Here is a 20,050-nt window from a genome sequence, read left to right on the forward strand (position 1 = left end):
CGTACGCGATCCGGCCGCCATTCCCGCACTCGCCCCGCATTAGTACGACAGATACTGCCCCCCTGTGGACAACTTCCGCGCCCGCCTCCTGCGACCTGGCAGCATGGCGGGGTGACAGCAGCAACGCATTCCTCACCCTTCCCTCAGGTCCCCGAGTCGGCGGACGCCGTGCTCGACGGCCTGGACCCCGAGCAGCGCGAGGTCGCCATGGCCCTGCACGGCCCGGTGTGCGTGCTGGCCGGAGCCGGTACGGGCAAGACGCGTGCGATCACGCACCGCATCGCCTACGGGGTGCGCGCCGGGATACTCCAGCCCGCAAGTGTGCTTGCCGTCACGTTCACCAACCGGGCCGCGGGCGAGATGCGGGGGCGGCTGCGCCAGCTCGGCGCGGGCGGGGTGCAGGCGCGTACGTTCCACTCCGCCGCCCTGCGCCAGCTCCAGTACTTCTGGCCGAGGGCGGTCGGCGGTGACCTGCCACGACTGCTGGAGCGCAAGGTCCAGCTGGTCGCGGAGGCCGCGGCCCGCTGCCGCATCCGGCTCGACCGCAACGAGCTGCGCGATGTCACCAGCGAGATCGAGTGGTGCAAGGTCACCCAGACCGTGCCCGCCGACTACCCGGCCGTGGTCGCCAAGACCCAGCGCGACGCCCCGCGCGATCCGGCCGAGATCTCCCAGATCTACGCGATGTACGAGCAGCTGAAGCGCGACCGCTCGGTGATCGACTTCGAGGATGTGCTGCTTCTCACCGTCGCCATCCTTCAGGACCGCCATGACATCGTCGACCACGTCCGCCGCCAGTACCAGCACTTCGTGGTCGACGAGTACCAGGACGTCAGCCCGCTCCAGCAGCGGCTGCTCGACCTCTGGCTCGGCGACCGGGACACCCTGTGCGTCGTCGGCGACGCCAGCCAGACGATCTACTCCTTCACCGGAGCCACCCCCGACCACCTGCTGAACTTCCGCACCCGCCACCCCAACGCGACGGTGGTCAAGCTGGTCCGGGACTACCGCTCCACCCCCCAGGTCGTCCATCTGGCCAACGGACTGCTCGGCCAGGCCCGCGGCCGCGCCGCCGAACACCGGCTGGAACTGGTCTCGCAGCGCGATCCCGGCCCCGAGCCGGTCCACACGGAGTACGCGGACGAGCCCACGGAGGCCGAGGGCACCGCCCGCCGCATCCGCGATCTGATCGCCACGGGCGTCCCGGCAGGCGAGATCGCCGTGCTCTACCGGGTCAACTCCCAGTCCGAGGTCTACGAGCAGGCCCTGGCCGACGCGGGCGTGCCGTACCAGCTGCGGGGCGCGGAGCGCTTCTTCGAGCGGGCGGAGGTGCGGGAGGCGGGCGTCGCCCTGCGCGGCGCGGCCCGCGCGGGGGGCAACGACTCCCTGCTCGACGACGCGGAGGGGCTGCCCGCGGAGGTGCGCGCGGTGCTCTCCACCAAGGGGTGGACCTCGCAGCCGCCCGCGGGCTCGGGCGCGGTGCGCGACCGCTGGGAGTCCCTGGCCGCGCTGGTCCGGCTCGCCGAGGACTTCGAACAGGCCAGGCCGGGGGCGACGCTCTCCGATCTGGTGGCGGAGCTCGACGAGCGCGCCGCCGCCCAGCACGCGCCCACGGTCCAGGGCGTCACCCTCGCCTCCCTGCACTCGGCGAAGGGCCTGGAGTGGGACGCCGTGTTCCTGGTCGGGCTGAACGAGGGCATGATGCCGATCACCTACGCCAAGACCGACGAGCAGATCGAGGAGGAGCGCCGGCTGCTGTACGTCGGCGTCACGCGGGCGCGCTTCCACCTCTCGCTGTCCTGGTCGCTGTCCCGCTCGCCCGGCGGCCGCGCCGGACGGCGCCCGAGCCGGTTCCTGAACGGGCTGCGCCCCGGCTCGGTGGCGCTCGCCGCGCGCGCCGCGGCCGGTGGCGGCGGGATCGAGAGAGGTCCGGGACCGGTCGCCAAGCGTGGCCGCCGGGGCCCTGCCCGGTGCCGGGTCTGCGGAAAGACCCTCACCGACGCGGGCGAGATGAAGCTGATGCGCTGCGACGACTGCCCCTCCGACATGGACGAGGCGCTGTACGAGCGGCTGCGCGACTGGCGGGCCGTCAGGGCGAAGGAGATCGGCCAGCCCGCGTACTGCGTGTTCACGGACAAGACGCTGATGGCGATCGCCGAGGCGGCGCCGTCCAGCGCGGGCGAACTGGCCGGGATCTCTGGGGTCGGCGCGCGGAAGCTGGACCGGTTCGGGACCGCGGTCCTCGCCATTTGCGCAGGTGAGACGGTGGAGGAAGGGCCCGGGAAGACCGATGACGAGGTGTGAGAAAAACTCGTCGGAAAAATAGTTTGCGCCCGCCCCAGTCATCACCATAGGTTCTTAACCACGGGAACAGCGACTTCTCTGAAGCCCTGGTCCTGTGCTGTACTTATCCGAATACGCAGGACCGGCCCGCCGGTCCACCCGAGACGCCGAGAGGAGGCGATTGAAGTGATCAGCATCATCGAGACCAACAAAATGACCGATCTCTCGGTCGTCTCCGCCTGCTCGCTCGGCCTCGTCCGCTCTTCGGATTCCTCGCTTCGTGGCACCGGTATGTCCGGCATTTCCGCCGTCAGCCCGCTGCCCCTGTCGGGTCTCCCCGTGCGGGAGCGCAATGAGCGACCGACCCAGGCACCGGCAGCAGCAGTAGCGAAGGGACAGGCCCAGGCCTATGCCTTTGCGGCCGCCGGTGCAGGAGTGGAAGCCGGCGCCGACAAGCAGACGAAGCACCACACGATGTGGGCCTTCCGTGGGCCTGAACCCTGGAGTGATCCAGCCTGATTCAGAATCAGGCCGGCGCCTTCAGGGCCGCGGAACCCCACTCGGGATCCGCGGCCCTTTTGTTTTGTCCAAACGGACGGGACAGCCCGAAGGAGCCTCGGGACAAGCAGCACCCGGTACCAGCCGCCCCCCGGCCAACAGGCCGGAACGACCAGACGAGGACACCACCCACCGTGCAACTCGAAGCGCACGCCCCGTCCGTACCGCCTTCCGAAACGATCCCGCCGCCCGGCCTCACGGAGGACTCCACCTTGATCCCCCTCACCGCGCTCACCGCGCTCGACGACGCCATCGAGAACCTCGGCGTCCCCGTCCCCTGCCGCTCCTACGACCCCGAGGTCTTCTTCGCCGAGTCGCCGGCCGACGTCGAGTACGCCAAGTCCCTCTGCCGCACCTGCCCGCTCGTCGAGGCCTGCCTCGCCGGCGCCAAGGAGCGTCGCGAGCCGTGGGGCGTCTGGGGTGGTGAGCTCTTCATCCAGGGCGTCGTCGTCGCTCGCAAGCGGCCGCGTGGCCGTCCGCGCAAGAACCCGGTCGCGGCGTGATCGCCGGACTGGGGGCCACGGCCCCCAAACCCATGAAACGCATCGGAACCATCGACCGCCCCCACACCCACGATCCCCGAAATCAGGCACCAATGTCCGTCCCCACGAATGAGCCCGTCGGCTCCGCGACACCGAACGTCACGATCATCGGCGCGAACGACTCGCGTCAGAACAGGACCCGCGAAATGCAACTCATCCCAGAAGCCCTGGCTCGTGCCCATATGCACGACCGCTTGAGGGAAGCCGAAGCGGAGCGCCAGGCCGTGCGCCTGGTCTCCGCCCGGCGGATGCAGCGCCGGGCGGAGCGCGCCTCGATGCGCGCCCGCCGTGCGCTGGCCATGGCGGTCATGCAGTAGTCAGGCCGAACACCAGCAGCACCCGCTGCCGGGCAGCCGCTCTGCCCGGCAGCAATCAGTACCCATGAGTCAGTACCCCTTCCGCGGGGCCGGTCCGTATGGGCCGGCCCCGCGGTCGTGCCGTGCGGTCATGCTGTGTGGTGCCGCGCGGCACAGCGGCGACGGAGTTATCGTCACGAGGTGGACGAGGAGACTCATCACCGGATTCAGCAACCCGCGCAGAGGGACGCCGCCGTGGTCGTCTGCGCTCTGTGCGGCACCTCCGCCGACAGCGAGAGCGCACCGCCGACCTGGATCTGCTCCGTGGAGAACGGCAGACACCAGTACTTCTGCGAAGCGTGCGCCCGCACCCACATCAGGGCGATCGAAAGCCGTCTCGATTCCGCCTGGTGGTGACACCCGGTGGCCCTAAGACCGCCCCGCCCCTATGCACCGGCGGTCGCATCGCCCGCCAACTCCTGGACCGAGGGCTCCTGCTCATCCTCCGTCACGAACCCCGGCACCCAGGACTCCAGCTCATCGCGCAGCCGCACCGTCGCACCCAGCTGGCACAGCACCCCGATCGTGCTCAGTGTCACCCGGTGTATCAGCAGATAGGCGGGCGGCAGATTCAGCTGCCTGCCGAGCTGATGAGCGGGCGAGCGGGGATCCGCGATCCGCGCCGCCTGATTACGCATCCAGCCCCGGGTGAAGGTGAACTCCTCCACCTGGGCCGGTTCGATGATCGGGAGGAGGTAGTCGAGCACCGCAACCGGGTCGAGATCGATCGAATCCCTGACGAACCCCTCCTCGCGCAACAGCTCATACACCGCGTCCGCATCACCCGCCAGCGTCAGCCGCAAGGAGTCCCCGATGGGCTGCGGCAGCCCGCCCGGCAGCCGGTCCACTGTGCCGAAGTCCAGCACTCCCAGCCGCCACTGCCCGGCCTCGCCGGCCCCCTCCTGCGGGGGAAGCAGCCGGAAGTTGCCCGGGTGCGGGTCGGCGTGCAGCAGACCGGTGCGCGCGGGGCCGGAGAAGAGGAAGCGCGCCAGCAACTGACCGGCCCGGTCACGCTGCTCCGGCGTACCCTCCGCGATCACATCGGCCAGCGGAACCCCGTCCATCCACTCCGTCACCAGCACCTGGTCGCACTGGTGCACCACACCGGGAATCACGACATCGGGGTCGCCCGCGAACTCCTCGGCATGGTGCCGCTGCGACCGTGCCTCCTGCTCGTAGTCCAGCTCCTCCGAGACCCGGTCGCGCAGCTCCGTGATAAGCGGCTTGATGTCCATTCCGGGGATCAGCGGGCCGAGCAGCCGGGCGAACCTGCTGAGTTGGGTCAGATCCGAGAGCAGCGCCTCTCCCGCGCCCGGATACTGCACCTTCACCGCGACTGCCCGCCCGTCGTGCCACACCGCCCGGTGCACCTGACCGATCGACGCGGCGGCCGACGGCTTGTCCTCGAATTCGAGGAACAGCTCCCGCCAGTCCTCGCCGAGCCGTTCCCCGAGCACCGCGTGCACGGTGTCGCTGGGCAGGGGAGGCGCGGCCTCCTGCAGTTTTGTGAGCGCCGCCCGGTACGGTCCGGCGACCTCCGCGGGCAGCGCCGACTCGAAGACGGACAGAGCCTGCCCCAGCTTCATCGCCCCGCCCTTCAACTCGCCCAGGACCTTGAAGAGCTGGTCCGCGGTGCGCTGCTGCACCTCCCGGGCGACCAGCTCCGCCGACTTCCCGCCGATCCGCTTGCCCAGACCCCACGTGGCCCGGCCGGCGAAACCCAGCGGCAGGGCGGCCAACTTGGCGGTACGCGTGACCGCTTTCCGGGGTAGATCAGACATGAGCCCCTCCAAATCCCAGACTGCCGTACCGCGTGCGGCGGTTACCCGGCCATTGTGTCGTGCGCCGTGTCGGCCACGGAGGCGCGCTCCCCCTCAGTGTGCCCAGCCGCCCCGCAGGAACAGCCGAGGTGGGCCCTGATCCGCTCGGTCCGCCAGTCCAACAGCGGCAGCGCGGCCTCCCAACGGGTCCCCGTGCTGGCGGGCAGCTCCCCGTCCAGAAACGACAGGGCATGGGCGGCAGCCAGACCGGCCACCGCCGTCGCCAGTCCGAGGTCACAGGCCTGCACGGCGGTGCGCCGCCCGGACCGCCACTGAGCCAGCATCCTGGGCCAGTCCCCATCCCGGTCCGCACGCTGCAGGTCCAGACACCCCGCGCACGCCGTACCCCCGGGCAGCACCAGGGGCCCCACCACTCCCGTCGCCTCCATCACTCCTGCATAGAGGTGGGGAGTCCCCGAAGCGATCCATGGTTCGGCCGGGCGGGGGTCGGGGGCGTACACCGCGAGGCCGTCGCGAGGGGCGATCACGATCAGCGACAGCCCCGGCTCGCCGCCCGCCGCGGAGCCGGCGGTCTCCGATGCCCGGGGTGCCGCACCGGTGGCGGACCTGCGCACCAACTGCCGGGCGGAGGTGTCCCTGCGCTCCCCGACGGCCGCCGGTGGAAGCCCGCCGGGCGATACGTCCCACGGCTCGGTGCACCCGCCGTCCAGAACTTCCACCCGGCCCACCCCGGATCCGGACAGCACCGCCGCGATCGCGGCACCGACCCGGCCGGCGCCCCGCACCTGGACCCGCATCGCCCGGCGGGCCGCCAGCCGCCGCAGCCCGCCGCCCGGCTCGGGATGGACGACGGAGAGCGATGCCAGATCGGGGCGGTGCCGCTCCAGGGCGCCGGGCCGGTTCCGTAACGCATCGGTCTCCGGGCCGGCGGTCCGCACATCGTCGATCAGGCCCGCACTCAGCAAGCGGCCCACCAGGACGTCCACTTGATGGTCCGACAGATCCAGCGCCCGGGCTTCCTGGCGCAGCAGCGGCAGGCCGCGCGTACCGTCGAGCAGTTCCAGAAAACAGCCCGTCGCGATATCCATCGGACCGAGCTTCACCGCGTGGGCGTGAGTCACCCCGAATTGCACGGTGCCGTGGCTGCGCCATGCGCGGCGCAGCGTGGGCTTCAACATCGGATACACGGCGTCCCCCGGTCTGTGTTTCATGATCTTTACGCGTGGGCCTCGGCCCGGACCTCCGCGAGATCCGTTGTCAGAATGCAGCCAGGCGTCGAAGCGTGCAGAAAGTTATCCACAGGCATGGGGTATTAGTCGTTCAAATGGTGCATGCCATGGAGCGGATCAAGCGCGAACCGTCCCGGAGGCGGGACTTCCCCCGCTGGCACCGGGTAACGTCATGGCGTGCCCGCCGACCCGTCACCCGGATTCGCCGGGGAGACCCCCGCGCGCAGCGCCGGAACCCATCAGCGCAGCGCGGCGACCCGTCCGCCCCGCGCCTCGGCAACGAGCGCGGTCGAGGTCCGCAGGAGCACCCGCCGCAGCAGAACGGTCTCCGCCTACCGGGAGGGGGATCGCACAATCGTGCTCATCCCCGCCCGGATGTCGGAGGCCGAGGAGCAGCGCTGGGTCAACGTGATGCTCGACAAGCTCGCGGCCCAGGAGAGCAGACGCATCCTCGGCGACAGGGAACTGGCCGAGCGGGCCGAGCGGTTGTCCGCCCAGTACTTCGAGGGCCGGGCCAGGCCCGATTCGGTGCGGTGGGTGACCAATCAGAACACCCGATGGGGGTCCTGCACCCCGGCCGAGGGCAGCATCCGGCTGTCGCACCGGCTGCAGGGCATGCCCGAGTACGTCGTCGACTACGTGCTGGTCCATGAGCTGGCCCATCTGCTCGTGCCCGGCCACGGTCCGCGCTTCTGGCGGCTGCTGGAGGCGTATCCCCGCACCGAGCGGGCACGCGGCTATCTGGAGGGTGTGGTGGCGGCCGACCGGCTGCCGCATCTTCCCGCCGCGCGCGGTGAGTGACGCCCGGAGGTTCTGTACCGGGTGTGTACCGACTTAGCTCAATGTCGGAGTTTGCGGTTAGCCTGACGCGACGCATTCACATTCGGGATGGGGGACGGTCGTTACGCATGGCCAGGGAATTCCAGCGCGGCCACAAGGCCAAGATCAGCGATCTCACGCCGGGGACGGACCTGTACGTAGGTGTGCAGATCGCCGGCCCGGGACTGACCTTTGACATCAGCTGCTTCGGCCTCGATGCCAATGAGCAGCTCTCCGACGACCGGTATTTCATCTTCTTCAATCAGCCGAAATCGCCCGAGGAGTCCATTCAGCTCCTCGGCGCCCAGGCCGGTGACACCGAGTCGTTCCGCGTCACCCTGGACCGCATTCCGGCGAACATCCACAAGCTGTCGTTCACGGCGACGGTCGACGGCGCCGGACAGATGTCCCAGGTCGGCCCCGGGTACATCCGGATCGTCGCGGGTGGCGAGGAAGTCGTCAGGTACGCCTTCAACGGTTCGGAGTTCACCACCGAGCGCGCGGTGATGCTGGGTGACTTCTACCTGAAGGACGTGTGGCGGTTCGCCGCAGTTGGTCAGGGCTTCGACGGCGGCCTCGACGCGCTGCTGAAGAACTTCGGCGGCGAGGTCGCCGAGGAGGAGCCCGCCGCGCCTCAGCCGCAGGGTGCCGCTCCGTCGTTCGCCCCGCCCGCCGCGTCGGTGCCCGCCCCTTCCTTCGGGGCCCCGGCCGCGCCGCAGGCACCCCAAGTTCCGCAGCCGGCTCCGTTCTTCGGCGCCCCGGCCGCGCAGCCCCCGGCACCCACGCCGCAGCAGCAGATGCACGCCGCACCGACGATGGCGGCCCCGTTGGCGCCGCACGGTGGCATGGTTCCGCCGCCCGCCCCCGCACCGGCTCCATACGGGCAGCCGCCCCAGCAGCCGCAGTTCGGGCAGGTCCCCGGCCAGCAGCCGCCGCCTGCCCCGCCGTACGGCCAGCAGGCTCCCGCTCCGTACGGCCAGCAGCCGCCCGGAATGCCCCAGGGAGTCCCGCAGGGTGTGCCGCAGGCCGGTGCCGGTCTTCAGGCAGCGCTCCAGCCGTACAAGGAGACGGCCACCGGGCAGCGGTGGACCCCGCAGAATCAGCAGCTGATGCGGGTCGACCTCACCATGGGCGGCACGCCCGTGCTCGCCCGCCAAGGCAGCATGGTGATGTACCAGGGCAAGGTCGACTTCAGCTACAAGGGCGCCGGATTCGCGGGCCGCATCGTCGGCAATGCCACCGGCCAGGAGATGCAGCTGATGCGCTGCACCGGCCGCGGACAGGTCTTCCTCGCCGAGGACGGTTCCCATCTGCACGCCATCGAGCTGCAGGGCGACGGCATCTGCGTCTCGGCGGAGAACGTCCTCGCCTTCGACGAGTCGCTGCAGCACGAGGTCCGCAGGATCGAGGGCCACGGCATTCCCGGCGGCGCCCTGTTCACCATGCAGTTCCAGGGCACCGGCACGGTCGTCGTCAAGACCCATGGCGTCCCCGTCGTCCTGCCCGTCACGCCGACCACCTTCGCCGACTGCAACGCCGTCGTGGCCTGGTCGTCCGCGTCCCAGGTGATCATCTCCAGCCAGGTCCGGCTGCGCCGCAACGCGTACCCGGGACACAGCGGAGAAACCGTGAACCTTCAGTTCCGGGGCGCCCCCGGCAACTTCATCGTCGTCCAGCCCTACGAGGTCTGAGGGAGCCCGTCATGAACCAGCAACTCGCGGGCTACGCCCCGACCCCCGTCACGGCCCGTATGGAGAACCACGGCCGCGCGATGCTCAAGGTCGCCATGGCCACCGGCCAGGACCTCTACGCACGTACCGGCTCGATGGTCGCGTACGAGGGCTTCATCCAGTACGAACCCAACCCGCCCGCCGTCCGCCAGATCGCCTCCCAGTGGATCACCGGCGAGGGCGCACCGATCATGAAGTGCTCCGGCGACGGTCTGCTCTACCTCGCCGACTACGGCGCCGATGTGGTCGTCATCAACCTCAACAACGACTCCCTCTCCGTGAACGGCACCAACGTCCTCGCCTTCGACGGCCATCTCACCTGGGGCGTGGAGCGGGTCAAGGGCCTCGCCAAGTTCGCCGGACAGGGCCTGTGGAACGTCTGCATCTCGGGTACCGGCTGGGTCGCCATCACCTCGCGCGGCACGCCGATCGTCGTCGACTGCGGACGCGGCGAGGACGAGACCTATGTCGACCCGGACGCCCTCGTGGCGTGGTCCCCGAACCTCAAGGTGAAGGGCAAGCGCAGCTTCAAGGCCTCCTCGCTCATCGGGCGGGGCAGCGGTGAGGCGTACCAGATGGCCTTCTCGGGCCAGGGCATCGTCGTCGTACAGCCGAGCGAGGACAGTACCGACCGCCTGCGGGTCCGGAACTGACGGGGGAGGAGAACACACCATGCAGAGTCCGCTTTTCAGCTACACGGAACAGCAGTCCCAGGACCGGTACACAGTCCAGAACCCGCAGCTCCTGCGGGTCTCGCTGACCGGCCAGGACGACGTCCTCGCCCGCAAGGGCGCCATGGTCGCCTACCAGGGACTGATGGAGTTCGACGGCGAGTACCGGTCGCAGGGGCAGCGCCGCGCCCGCGCGAGCACCGGTGAGGGCCTCGACCTGATGCGCTGCTCCGGGCAGGGCACCGTCTACCTCGCCAACCTCGCGCAGTACATCCACGTCGTGGACGTGGACCGCGACGGCATGACGGTGGACAGCGCCTATGTCCTGGCGCTCGACTCCTCGCTGCACACCGAGGTCATCGCCGTCGACAGCCAGTACGGCATCTCGGGCACCGGCAAGTACCAGCTCAACATCTCCGGCACCGGCAAGGTCGCTCTGATGACCTCGGGCCAGCCGCTGATGATGCAGGTCACGCCGGACAAGTACGTCAACGCCGACGCCGACGCGATCGTCGCCTGGTCCAGCTCGCTGCGCGTGCAGATGCAGGCACAGACGCACTCCACGGGCGTCTGGCGGCGGCGGGGCAACACCGGCGAGGGCTGGGAGCTCAGCTTCCTCGGCCAGGGCTTCGCCCTGGTCCAGCCGAGCGAGGTGCTGCCCCCGCAGAACCACGAGATCGGCCAGGGCGTCCGGGCCCAGTACGGAATGGGCCAGCACGGCGCCCACGGTCAGAACCAGAACAACGCCTGGAACTGAGCCGCGGCGCTCCGGCGCGGACGGCACGGGTGAGCGAACGCCACGGGTAAGGGGCGGTCTCCAAGGGAGGCCGCCCCTTACCCGCGGCACCCGCGGCGCGTGTGGCGCGTGTGGCGCTCCTACCGGTGCTGCTCCAGCGCGGCACGGACGCGCGTCATCAGCCGTACGACCGAGGTGTCGGCCACCGAGGCGACCTCGTCGTAAGCGAACCAGCGCAGGTCCAGCGACTCGTCGCTGATCTGTTCCGTCGCGCCCGACGGCGCGAGCGCCGCGTACTGCACGTCCAGATGCCAGTGGCAGGGCGCTGGGATCGGGTGGCGATCCAGCCTCACCGGTCCGCCCGCGAGCAGGGTCAGGCCGCTGATGCCGGACTCCTCGGTGGCCTCCCGCAGCGCCGCGGCGGCCAGCGTGGTGTCCTGCGGCTCGCAGTGGCCGCCCATCTGCAGCCACATCTGCAGCTTGCGGTGCAAGGTGAGCAGGACCCGGCCGCGCTCCGGATCGATGACCAGGGCGCTGGCCGTCAGATGTCCGGCCCCACAGGCCTTCCACATGCCGTCGGGATGCAGGTCCAGATGGTCCAGATAGACCTGGCGCAGTTCGTCCTGGGCCGGGTCCACCGGGTGCTCGTACGTCTTCAGTACGTGAACGGCGTCGTCGTAGAGGCTCACTGGTCGGTGTCGCCCTTGCCGCCGTCCTTCGTGCCGTCGTTCTTCCGGCCGTCGGTTCCCTCGGGACCCGCGTCGCCCGCCTCACCCGCGTCGGCCTCCGGCTTCTGCGGACCCTTCGCGGCCTCGCCGAGCATCTTGTCCAGCTCGGAGAAGTCCAGCTGCTCGTGGTGCACAAAGCCGTCCGGATCGTCCAGGTCCTGGGCGGTCGGCAGCATGTCGGGGTGCGCCCACAGGGCGTCGCGCCCGTCGAGACCACGGGCGTCCGTGAGCGAGGCCCACAGGCGCGAGGCGTCACGCAGCCGCCGCGGACGCAGCTGAAGACCGATGAGCGTGGCGAACGTCTGCTCGGCCGGCCCGCCGGAGGCGCGCCGCCTGCGCATCGTCTCGCGCAGGGCGTCCGCCGAGGTCAGACGGGACTTCGCGGCCTCGTGCACCACCGCGTCCACCCAACCCTCGACCAAGGCGAGCGCCGTCTCCAGCCGGGCCAGGGCGGCCTTCTGCTCCGGGGTGTCCTCCGGCTGGAACATGCCCTGCTGAAGGGCGTCCTGCAGCTGCTCCGGCTGCGACGGGTCGAACTGGCCGACCACGTCCTCCAGCTTGCTGGTGTCGACCTTGATGCCGCGCGCGTACCCCTCGACCGCGCCGAACAGATGCGAGCGCAGCCACGGCACATGGGCGAAGAGCCGCTGGTGGGCGGCCTCGCGCAGGGCCAGATACAGTCGCACCTCATCCTGCGGCACGCTCAGGTCCTTGCCGAACCTCTCCACGTTCAGCGGAAGGAGCGCGGCCTTGCCCGCCGGGCCCAGCGGCAGCCCGATATCGGTCGAACCCACCACCTCACCCGCCAGCACACCGATAGCCTGTCCGATCTGCTGGCCGAACATCGCGCCGCCCATCGACCGCATCATGCCGATCAGCGGGCCGGCCATCGCCTGCATCTCCTCGGGCAGCACATCGCCCATGGCCAGACCGACGCGCTCGGCCACCGGGTCGACCAGCTTCTGCCAGGCCGGGAGGGACGCCTCGACCCACTCCGCACGGCTCCACGCCACGGTGGAGACCGAACCGGAGGGCAGCGACGTCACGCCGTCCAGCCACAGATCGGCAAGGCGCAGCGCCTCGTCGACCGCGGACTGGTCGGACGGGCCGACGCTCGCGTCCTTGGTGCCGTCCGGCGTGCCCTGCGAGACCGTCTGGCGGGCGATCTGCTTGGCCATGTCCCAGTTCACGGGACCGCCCTCGTAGCTCAGCATCTGGCCGAGCTGCTGGAAGGCCGCACCCAGGTCGTTGGGGTTCATCGTGCCGAACATCGCCGCGAACGGGTTGTCCCCGCCCGCGCCGGGCCCGAAGCCGAACGGGTTCGCCGGCCCGCCCGAACCCTGCCCACCTCCGGTGGGGTCCTTCTTCTTGCCCTCGTCGCCGTTTTCCGGCTCCTCCGGCGGAAGGCCGAATCCGAATGGGGTGTCACTCACGGGTTTCCTCGGCTCGTAGGGCCGCCGGCTCGAACCGACGGCGACTGCCCGACATCACCATCCAGCGTAGACACCAAAAGACCCCTCGGGCCCTCAGTGCCCCGCCGGCTCCCGGCCTGCGGCAGGATGGACGCCACCTGGTACGTACGCGTCATTCGGGTACGTACTGAAGACAACCGCTGGAGACGCCCGGTGAGTTCCCCAGATCCTCAGGTTCGCGCAGCGCGAAACCTGTCCGACCCCTCGACCGAGAACAAGCCCGCAAAGAGCCGCTCCAGGAACCGTGGCCCCGTCGTCGCGGTCACCGGAGCCGCGGGGGGCGTCGGTGAGCTGCTCACCGCACGCCTCGCGGCATCCGAGGAGATCAAGCAGGTCATCGCCATCGATGAACGCCGCGGAGAGGTCTCCGAGGCGACCTGGCACATCCTCGACGTACGGGACCCCGCGATCGCGGAGAAGCTGCGCGGCGCGGATGTCGTCGTGCACCTGGCACTCGATCTCGACCTGGAGACCGACCCCGCGGCCCGCACCGCCTACAACGTGCGCGGCACCCAGACCGTGCTGACGGCCGCCGCGGCCGTCGGGGTCCACCGGGTCGTGCTGTGCACCTCGGCGATGGTCTACGGAGCGCTGCCCGACAACGACATCCCGCTCGCCGAGGACGCGGAACTGCGCGCCACGGCCGAGGCCACCGGCGTCGGGGACCTCCTGGAGATCGAACGGCTCGGCCGCCGCGCTCCTCGCGCCCACCCCGGACTCAATGTGACCGTGGTCCGGCCGACCGTTCTGGTCGGCGGCACGGACACCGCGCTGACCCGCTACTTCGAGTCGCCGCGCCTCCTGGTCGTCGCCGGATCGCGCCCCACCTGGCAGTTCTGCCATGTCGAGGACCTGGTCACGGCCCTGGAGTACGCCGCTCTGGAGAAGATCGACGGCGAGTTCGCGGTCGGCTGCGACGGCTGGCTGGAACAGGAGGAGGTCGAGGAGCTCAGCGGTGTCCGCCGGATGGAGCTGCCCTCCGCGGTGGCCCTCGGCGCCGCCGCCCGGCTGCACCGGATCGGCCTGACCCCGTCCCCGGCGGGCGATCTGGCGTACACGATGCACCCCTGGGTGGTCAGCGTGAGCCGGCTGCACGACGTGGGCTGGCGCCCCGCCTGGACCAACGAGGAAGTGCTCGCCGCGCTGCTCGAAGAGGTCGAGGGCCGCCACACAGTCGCCGGACGCCGCCTCGGCCGCAAGGACGCCACCGCGGCGGGGGCCGCCGGTGCGACCGTGGCGCTGCTCGGCACCGCGGCCCTGGTCCGCCGCGCCCGCAAGGCCCGCCGACGGATCTAGGGCCACGGCGGATCCACCGCAAGACCGTGGGCGTGGGACCTCTGTAGAAGGCTCCAAGGGCGGGCGCGGCCCGCCGGTGGAAAACGCTATTCCACGATGCCGGTGCCGTACGGCACGATGGCCCCATGGCTCCCACCCACGACCACCCCGGCGAGCAGGCGGCAACCGACCCCATCCGGCTGCTGGCGATTCGCGACACGCCGTTGTCGGTCGACGAGATCTTCCGGGCCGTCGGGGACGACGCAGCGGGCGGCACAGCGCTCTTCGTCGGTACGGTGCGCAACCACGACGGCGGTCAGGACGTCGGTGCGCTCGGGTACTCCTGCCACCCCTCCGCGCAGGACGAGCTGCGCCGGGTGGCCGAGAAGGTCGTGGCGGATTTCCCGGTGCGGGCGCTGGCCGCGGTCCACCGAGTGGGTGACCTCGGAGTGGGCGACCTCGCTGTGGTCGTCGCCGTTTCCTGCCCGCATCGTGCGGAGGCGTTCGAGGCGTGCCGCAGGCTGATCGACGACCTCAAGCACGAGGTGCCGATCTGGAAGCACCAGAGTTTCTCGGACGGTACCGAGGAATGGGTCGGAGCCTGCTGAGCGCAAGCCGATCGGGTGGTCGTCGGCCCCGATTTGCGTAACCGCCCCCCTGCCGCGAGCGTTGGTCCTGCAGATGGTTAATCTGCTGATCAGTCAGTTGCGGTCGCTCACGGGGTAGGGAGGTCGTAGTGGCAGCACTCGCTTGGTTGCTGATTCCGCTTTTCGCTGCACTCGGTGCTGCGATATGGGGAAGCTGGGCTACCCGTAATCGCACAGCCGGTGATGTCTCGGAACTTGCCGGGTATGCCCGGTTCCGCGAGGCGATGGAGAAGTCGGACTCCGGTTCCGACGTCGTCTGAGCTTCCATCGAATGTACGCAGTCGCCAATTCGCACAGCGATTTTGGCCGCCGACGCCGTCCGGCCCGGCGCCGTGCCCGGCTTCCCGCCCCGTACGGACCGGCCCCGACGGTGCACTGACAGACCCTTCCCGTACTGTCGTTCCATGCCACGCCGCACCGCGACGATGCTCGCCTCCACGCTGATCCTCATTGCGCTGCTCTGCGCGGGCGTGCTGATCAGAGTGCCGTATTCGGAGATGTCTCCCGGGCCGACGGTGAACACCCTCGGCAAGATCGGCGGCGAACCGGTCCTGCAGATTTCCGGGCACAAGACGTACCCGACGTCCGGCAACCTCAATATGACGACGGTCAGGGTCACCGGCGCCGACTACCGCATGAACCTCGTCGAGGCCGTCTACGGCTGGCTGGCCCACGACAGCGTGGTCGTCCCGCACGACACCCTCTACCCCGACGGCAAGACCGAGCAGCAGTCGACGCAGGAGAACGCCGAGGAGTTCAGCCAGTCCCAGGAGAGCGCCAAGGTCGCCGCCCTGAACGAGCTGGGCATCCCGGTGTCGTCGCGCGTCGTGGTGTCCACGGTCGTCAAGGGCAGCCCCGCCCAGGGCAAGCTGCACGCCGGTGATGTGATCAAGCAGGTCGACGGCAGCGCGGTCGAGCAGCCCGGGGACGTCGCGAAGCTCGTCACCCGCCACAAGCCCGGCGAGGACGTCACGTTCACGATCATCCCGGCGAAGACGGCACAGGCGGCCGAGAAGGCCGGCAAGGAGCCCGAGGGCAGCCGGAAGATCGTCATCACCACGGCGAAGGCCCCCAAGGAGAACCGCGCGATCGTCGGCATCCAGGCCGGGACGGACCACACGTTCCCGTTCCGGATCGACATCAAGCTCGCCGACGTCGGCGGCCCGAGCGCCGGTCTGATGTTCTCCCTGGGCATCATCGACAAGCTGACGACCGGCAAGCTCACGGGCGGCAGGTTCATCGCGGGCACCGGCACGATCGACGACCAGGGCAAGGTCGGCCCGATCGGCGGCATCAACATGAAGCTGGTCGGCGCGCGCGACGCGGGCGCCCGGTACTTCCTGACGCCGAACGACAACTGCAAGGCCGCCGCATCCGACACCCCGAGCGGACTCACGCTGGTGAGGGTGAAGACGATCGACGACGCGAAGAATTCGCTGGAGAAGATCCGCGCGGGGGACACGGCCGGCCTGCCGAGCTGCTCGGCGGGCTGACCGCGCCCCCTCGACGGGGACGCGACGCAGATGCGGGCGGGGACGCGGCGGGGTCAGGCCTCGAAGGTCGCGGCCAGTGCGTCGGCCAGCCCGGGCACCAGACCGGCACCGGTCCGCACCTCGCTCGGCGAGTCCTTCTCGCGGAGGCGTACGGCCGCCTCACGCGCACCGTCCCGCAGGACGGCCACGGTCATCCGCACCTCCTGGCGCTCCGGGTGCTTGGCGACCCACTTGGTCAGCTGGGCATCGCTGAGCCCCTCCGGCACGGAGGCCTCGGCGGACGGCGGCAGCATCAGCCGCTCCACCGTCATCGCGCATCCGATCACCGCGTCGGGCCAGGCGATCGTGGCGAGGAACTCGTCCAGGGCGGTGCCCGGCGAAAGCTCCTCCTGCTCGATGGGCGTCAGTGAAGCGGTCGGGGAGTCGGAGCCGTCGAGGCCGAGCTGGGCGGCGAGGCCGGGCTCCTGGGCCCGCAGCCGGGCGGTGTCGACGAGAGCGAAGAGCCGGGCCGGCTGGTCCCAGCCGAGGCCGGAGATGTACTCGTCGATTTCGAGCACGGCGACGGTGAGGGGGCTCGCGGCCATCGGAGGGCCTGAGGGGGAAACGTTGGGCATGACCAACATCCTGCCTCCTTCCGCCCCGGGAACGGGAACTAGGTAAAGCCTCAGTAAGTTGCATAGATGGGCTCTACGATCGCTGGGCCCGCTCCACACGACCCGCGAACTTCGAGGTGCGCACGTTGGCTTTCCAGATGCCGGACCGCGGCGGAGGCCCGACCGGGCCACGGATCAGAGTCGGCCGCCCGTCCCGGCGCGCCCGTACCCTGCTCATGACACTGGGCGTCCTGGCGGTTCTCGCCATGGCGTTCGTCATGTTCGCCGGGTTCTGGACGGACTGGCTCTGGTACCGGTCGGTCGCGTATTCGTCCGTCTTCACCACCACCCTGTGGACCAAGATCGGCCTGTTCCTCGTCTTCGGACTGCTGATGGCGATCGCCGTCGGCCTGAACATCTGGCTCGCGCACCGGCTGAGGCCGCCGCTGAGCGCGATGTCGCTGGAGCAGCAGAGCCTGGACCGCTACCGGATGAGCCTCGCCCCGTACAAGAAGTGGGTGCTGCTCGCGATCACCGCGCTCGTCGGGCTGATCGCCGGAGCATCCGCCTCCGGTCAGTGGCGCACCTGGCTGATGTATGTGAACGGCGTGGCGTTCAACCAGAAGGACCCCCAGTTCCATCTGGACGTGTCCTTCTACGCCTTCGACCTGCCCTGGTACCGATTCCTGCTGGGCTTCGGCTTCGCGGCCACGGTGCTCTCGCTGATCGCTGCCGCGCTGACCCACTACCTGTACGGCGGGCTCCGCATCACCAGCCCCGGCGCCCGGGCGACCGGCGCGGCCACCGGCCATCTGTCGGTGCTGCTCGGCGTCTTCGTCTCGCTGAAGGCCGTGGCCTACTGGCTCGACCGGTACGGCCTGGCCGTGAAGTCCAGCGACTTCAAGGCCACGGACAACTGGACGGGCCTTCGGTACGTCGACGCCAACGCCTACCTTCCGGCGAAGACCATCCTGTTCTGCATCGCGGCGATCTGCGCCGTGCTCTTCTTCGCGACGCTCTGGCGCCGCACCTGGCAGCTGCCGATGATCGGCTTCGGTCTGATGGTGCTCTCGGCGATCCTGATCGGCGGGCTGTACCCGGCGATCGTGCAGAAGTTCCAGGTCCAGCCGAACGAGCAGGCCAAGGAAGCGCCGTTCATCCGGAAGAACATCGACGCGACGCGTGACGCGTACGACATCGATGACGCGCAGGTCGACGACTACTCGGGCAAGAGCACGACGAGCGACGACGCCAAGCTGCGCGCCAGTGCGGACCAGGCCGCCAGCTACCGGGTGATGGACCCCAACGTCGTCTCACCGGCCTTCCAGCAGCTCCAGCAGAAGAGGAACTACTACCAGTTCCCCAAGACGCTGGACGTGGACCGCTACAAGGACGACGCCGGCAAGGACCAGGACACCGTCATCGGTCTGCGCGAGCTCAATCTGGACGGCATCCCCAAGCGCAACTGGATCAACGACCACTTCACCTACACCCACGGCTACGGCGCCATCGCGGCCCGGGGCACGACGACCGGCAAGAACCCTCTGGGTTCGCCGGACTTCACCGAGTCGGGTCTGCCGACCACCGGTGAGTTCGGCGAGTACGAGCAGCAGATCTACTACGGCGAGAAGACCGAGCAGTACTCCATCGTCGGCGGGCCCCAGAAGGAGCTCGACTACGAGGAGGACGGCGAGAAGACCACCAGCTACCAGGGCAAGAGCGGGGTCAGCCTCGCCAACGCCTTCAACCGCGCCGCGTACGCCGTGGCGTTCAGCGAGCCGCAGATCCTCTACTCGGGGGCCATCGGCGAGGGCTCGCGGATTCTCTACAACCGCACGCCCAAGGAGCGCGTCGAGGCGGTCGCCCCTTGGCTGACCATCGACGGCGACGCCTACCCGGCCGTGGTGAAGGGCCGTATCCAGTGGGTCGTCGACGCGTACACCACCACCAACGGGTACCCGTACGCCTCGCGTACGACGCTCGGTGACACCACGGCCGACTCGCTGACCACCAACCAGCGCGCGGTCGTCGCCCAGCAGAACCAGGTCAACTACATCCGCAACTCGGTGAAGGCCACCGTCGACGCGTACGACGGCAAGGTCAGGCTCTACGAGTGGGACACCGAGGACCCGGTCCTCAAGACCTGGCGCAAGGCGTTCCCGGGAACGGTGGAGCCGCGGGCCGACATCCCCCAGGACCTGATGGACCACCTGCGGTACCCGCAGGATCTGTTCAAGGTGCAGCGCGAGCTGCTCACCCGCTACCACGTCACGAACCCCGCCCAGTTCTACAGCGGCAGTGACGCGTGGCAGGTCCCGGACGACCCGACCAACAAGGAGTCCGGCGCCGTCCCGCCGTACTACCTGAGCATAAAGATGCCGGACCAGACGGCCCAGAAGTTCTCGCTGACGACGACCTTCACCCCGAAGGGGCGGCCCGACCTCGGGGCGTTCATGGCGGTGGACGCGGATGCGGCCAGCAAGGACTACGGCACGATAAGGCTGTTGAGAGTCACCACCACGGTGAAGGGCCCCGGTCAGGTACAGAGCGAGCTCAACGGCAATGACGACGTCGCCGAGTTCGTCAGAAACCTGAAGGGAACCGACTCCGACATCGAGTACGGCAACCTGCTGACCGTGCCGCTCGAAGGGGGCTTCCTCTACATCGAGCCGGTGTACACGCGCGGTGGCACGCAGAACTACCCGCTGCTGCGCAAGGTCGCCGCCTCGTACGGGTCGAAGATCGTCTTCGAGAACAGTCTCGGGGAGGCGCTCAACGCGGTCTTCGGGGTCACGGGCACCACCGAGCCGCCTGCGGAGACCACCCGGCCACCGGGTGAGACCACGCAGCCACCGGCCACCGGTGACGCGGCGCTGAAGAAGGCGATCGCGGATGCGCAGAAGGCCTATGCGGAAGGCGAGGCAGCCCTGAAGAAGCAGGACTGGAGCGCGTACGGCAAGGCCCAGGCGGATCTGCAGGACGCGCTGCAGCGTGCGGCGGCAGCCCAGCCCAAGTCGGGCAGTGAGAATAATGCGGGCAATTCGGATGCTTCGGATAAGGCGTCCGATGCCGGCAGTAGTGGCTGAGTAACTCGGTAAAGGCTCACCCTCGCGTCGTGGTACGGTTTGAACACAACG

Annotated in this window: 18 protein-coding genes; 13 read left to right on the top strand and 5 right to left on the bottom strand. The window is 69.6% G+C overall.

The features are described from left to right. Window positions 1–111 precede the first annotated feature (111 nt). The 5 genes from OG507_RS26880 to OG507_RS26900 all read left to right on the top strand — a co-directional run bounded on the left by OG507_RS26880 (window position 112) and on the right by OG507_RS26900 (window position 4,096). The gene (locus OG507_RS26880; RefSeq protein WP_327369740.1) at window positions 112–2,304 is read left to right on the top strand and encodes an ATP-dependent DNA helicase UvrD2; all 2,193 of its coding nucleotides are present in this window, start codon (window positions 112–114) and stop codon (window positions 2,302–2,304) included. A 165-nt stretch (window positions 2,305–2,469) separates the two neighbouring features. Further along, window positions 2,470–2,802 (top strand): hypothetical protein, encoded by a 333-nt coding sequence (locus tag OG507_RS26885; RefSeq protein WP_327369741.1) that lies wholly within the window; start codon window positions 2,470–2,472, stop codon window positions 2,800–2,802. A 173-nt stretch (window positions 2,803–2,975) separates the two neighbouring features. Next, on the top strand, window positions 2,976–3,344 hold the full coding sequence (locus OG507_RS26890; protein WP_030915514.1) for a WhiB family transcriptional regulator: 369 nt from the start codon (window positions 2,976–2,978) through the stop codon (window positions 3,342–3,344). A gap of 32 nt (window positions 3,345–3,376) precedes the next feature. Further along, window positions 3,377–3,700 (top strand): hypothetical protein, encoded by a 324-nt coding sequence (locus OG507_RS26895; RefSeq protein ID WP_327372101.1) that lies wholly within the window; start codon window positions 3,377–3,379, stop codon window positions 3,698–3,700. Window positions 3,701–3,880: 180 nt separating this feature from the next. Continuing rightward, window positions 3,881–4,096: a hypothetical protein gene (locus OG507_RS26900; RefSeq protein ID WP_327369742.1), complete on the top strand. Its 216-nt coding sequence runs from the start codon at window positions 3,881–3,883 to the stop codon at window positions 4,094–4,096. A 29-nt stretch (window positions 4,097–4,125) separates the two neighbouring features. Here OG507_RS26900 and OG507_RS26905 read toward each other — a convergent pair whose 3' ends face one another. Together OG507_RS26905 and OG507_RS26910 are read right to left on the bottom strand one after the other, a co-directional pair. Further along, window positions 4,126–5,520, bottom strand: a complete 1,395-nt coding sequence (locus OG507_RS26905) for an ABC1 kinase family protein (protein ID WP_327369743.1) — start codon at window positions 5,518–5,520, stop codon at window positions 4,126–4,128. Window positions 5,521–5,561: 41 nt separating this feature from the next. Continuing rightward, entirely contained in the window at window positions 5,562–6,707 is a 1,146-nt protein-coding gene (locus OG507_RS26910; RefSeq protein ID WP_327372102.1) for a ThiF family adenylyltransferase, read from the bottom strand. Between the two features lie 219 nt (window positions 6,708–6,926). Here OG507_RS26910 and OG507_RS26915 point away from each other — a divergent pair, with 219 nt between their 5' ends. From OG507_RS26915 to OG507_RS26930, 4 genes are all read left to right on the top strand, one after another. Next, a complete protein-coding gene (locus tag OG507_RS26915; RefSeq protein ID WP_327369744.1) occupies window positions 6,927–7,550 on the top strand; it encodes a M48 metallopeptidase family protein in 624 nt (207 codons plus the stop codon). Between the two features lie 107 nt (window positions 7,551–7,657). After that, entirely contained in the window at window positions 7,658–9,259 is a 1,602-nt protein-coding gene (locus tag OG507_RS26920; protein WP_327369745.1) for a TerD family protein, read from the top strand. Between the two features lie 11 nt (window positions 9,260–9,270). Next, entirely contained in the window at window positions 9,271–9,951 is a 681-nt protein-coding gene (locus tag OG507_RS26925) for an AIM24 family protein (protein WP_327369746.1), read from the top strand. A 19-nt stretch (window positions 9,952–9,970) separates the two neighbouring features. Then, the gene (locus tag OG507_RS26930) at window positions 9,971–10,726 is read left to right on the top strand and encodes an AIM24 family protein (protein WP_327369747.1); all 756 of its coding nucleotides are present in this window, start codon (window positions 9,971–9,973) and stop codon (window positions 10,724–10,726) included. Window positions 10,727–10,845: 119 nt separating this feature from the next. Here the strand turns inward: OG507_RS26930 and OG507_RS26935 are convergent, their stop codons facing one another. Both OG507_RS26935 and OG507_RS26940 read right to left on the bottom strand, forming a co-directional pair. Continuing rightward, the gene (locus OG507_RS26935; RefSeq protein WP_327369748.1) at window positions 10,846–11,394 is read right to left on the bottom strand and encodes an NUDIX hydrolase; all 549 of its coding nucleotides are present in this window, start codon (window positions 11,392–11,394) and stop codon (window positions 10,846–10,848) included. After that, window positions 11,391–12,866 (bottom strand): zinc-dependent metalloprotease, encoded by a 1,476-nt coding sequence (locus OG507_RS26940; RefSeq protein WP_327369749.1) that lies wholly within the window; start codon window positions 12,864–12,866, stop codon window positions 11,391–11,393. The genes OG507_RS26935 and OG507_RS26940 overlap by 4 nt, the downstream gene beginning before the upstream one ends. A 192-nt stretch (window positions 12,867–13,058) precedes the next feature. Between OG507_RS26940 and OG507_RS26945 the strand changes: the two genes are divergently transcribed. The 3 genes from OG507_RS26945 (at window position 13,059) to OG507_RS26955 (ending at window position 16,320) form a co-directional block, all read left to right on the top strand. Continuing rightward, on the top strand, window positions 13,059–14,201 hold the full coding sequence (locus OG507_RS26945; RefSeq protein ID WP_327369750.1) for an SDR family oxidoreductase: 1,143 nt from the start codon (window positions 13,059–13,061) through the stop codon (window positions 14,199–14,201). A 125-nt stretch (window positions 14,202–14,326) separates the two neighbouring features. Continuing rightward, window positions 14,327–14,788, top strand: a complete 462-nt coding sequence (locus tag OG507_RS26950; RefSeq protein ID WP_327369751.1) for a molybdenum cofactor biosynthesis protein MoaE — start codon at window positions 14,327–14,329, stop codon at window positions 14,786–14,788. Between the two features lie 443 nt (window positions 14,789–15,231). Then, window positions 15,232–16,320 (top strand): YlbL family protein, encoded by a 1,089-nt coding sequence (locus OG507_RS26955; RefSeq protein ID WP_327369752.1) that lies wholly within the window; start codon window positions 15,232–15,234, stop codon window positions 16,318–16,320. A 53-nt stretch (window positions 16,321–16,373) separates the two neighbouring features. On the opposite strand, the gene OG507_RS26960 is transcribed toward OG507_RS26955, so the two are convergent. Beyond that, entirely contained in the window at window positions 16,374–16,943 is a 570-nt protein-coding gene (locus tag OG507_RS26960; protein ID WP_327369753.1) for a PPA1309 family protein, read from the bottom strand. Between the two features lie 128 nt (window positions 16,944–17,071). Here OG507_RS26960 and OG507_RS26965 point away from each other — a divergent pair, with 128 nt between their 5' ends. Next, window positions 17,072–19,999 carry a UPF0182 family membrane protein gene (locus tag OG507_RS26965; protein WP_327372103.1) on the top strand — a complete coding sequence of 976 codons (2,928 nt, stop codon included), beginning with the start codon at window positions 17,072–17,074 and terminating at the stop codon, window positions 19,997–19,999. Window positions 20,000–20,050: the final 51 nt, after the last annotated feature.

Origin of the sequence: Streptomyces sp. NBC_01217, assembly GCF_035994185.1 — a bacterium.
Lineage (GTDB): Bacteria > Actinomycetota > Actinomycetes > Streptomycetales > Streptomycetaceae > Streptomyces.

Bases quoted from the DNA above. Each gene is read 5' to 3' on its own strand.
- OG507_RS26895 (WP_327372101.1), top strand. From the start codon at position 3,377: ATGAAACGCATCGGAACCATCGACCGCCCCCACACCCACGATCCCCGA.
- OG507_RS26905 (WP_327369743.1), bottom strand. From the start codon at position 5,520: ATGTCTGATCTACCCCGGAAAGCGGTCACGCGTACCGCCAAGTTGGCC.
- OG507_RS26920 (WP_327369745.1), top strand. From the start codon at position 7,658: ATGGCCAGGGAATTCCAGCGCGGCCACAAGGCCAAGATCAGCGATCTC.
- OG507_RS26925 (WP_327369746.1), top strand. From the start codon at position 9,271: ATGAACCAGCAACTCGCGGGCTACGCCCCGACCCCCGTCACGGCCCGT.
- OG507_RS26930 (WP_327369747.1), top strand. From the start codon at position 9,971: ATGCAGAGTCCGCTTTTCAGCTACACGGAACAGCAGTCCCAGGACCGG.
- OG507_RS26950 (WP_327369751.1), top strand. From the start codon at position 14,327: ATGGCTCCCACCCACGACCACCCCGGCGAGCAGGCGGCAACCGACCCC.
- OG507_RS26955 (WP_327369752.1), top strand. From the start codon at position 15,232: ATGCCACGCCGCACCGCGACGATGCTCGCCTCCACGCTGATCCTCATT.
- OG507_RS26960 (WP_327369753.1), bottom strand. From the start codon at position 16,943: ATGTTGGTCATGCCCAACGTTTCCCCCTCAGGCCCTCCGATGGCCGCG.
- OG507_RS26965 (WP_327372103.1), top strand. From the start codon at position 17,072: ATGCCGGACCGCGGCGGAGGCCCGACCGGGCCACGGATCAGAGTCGGC.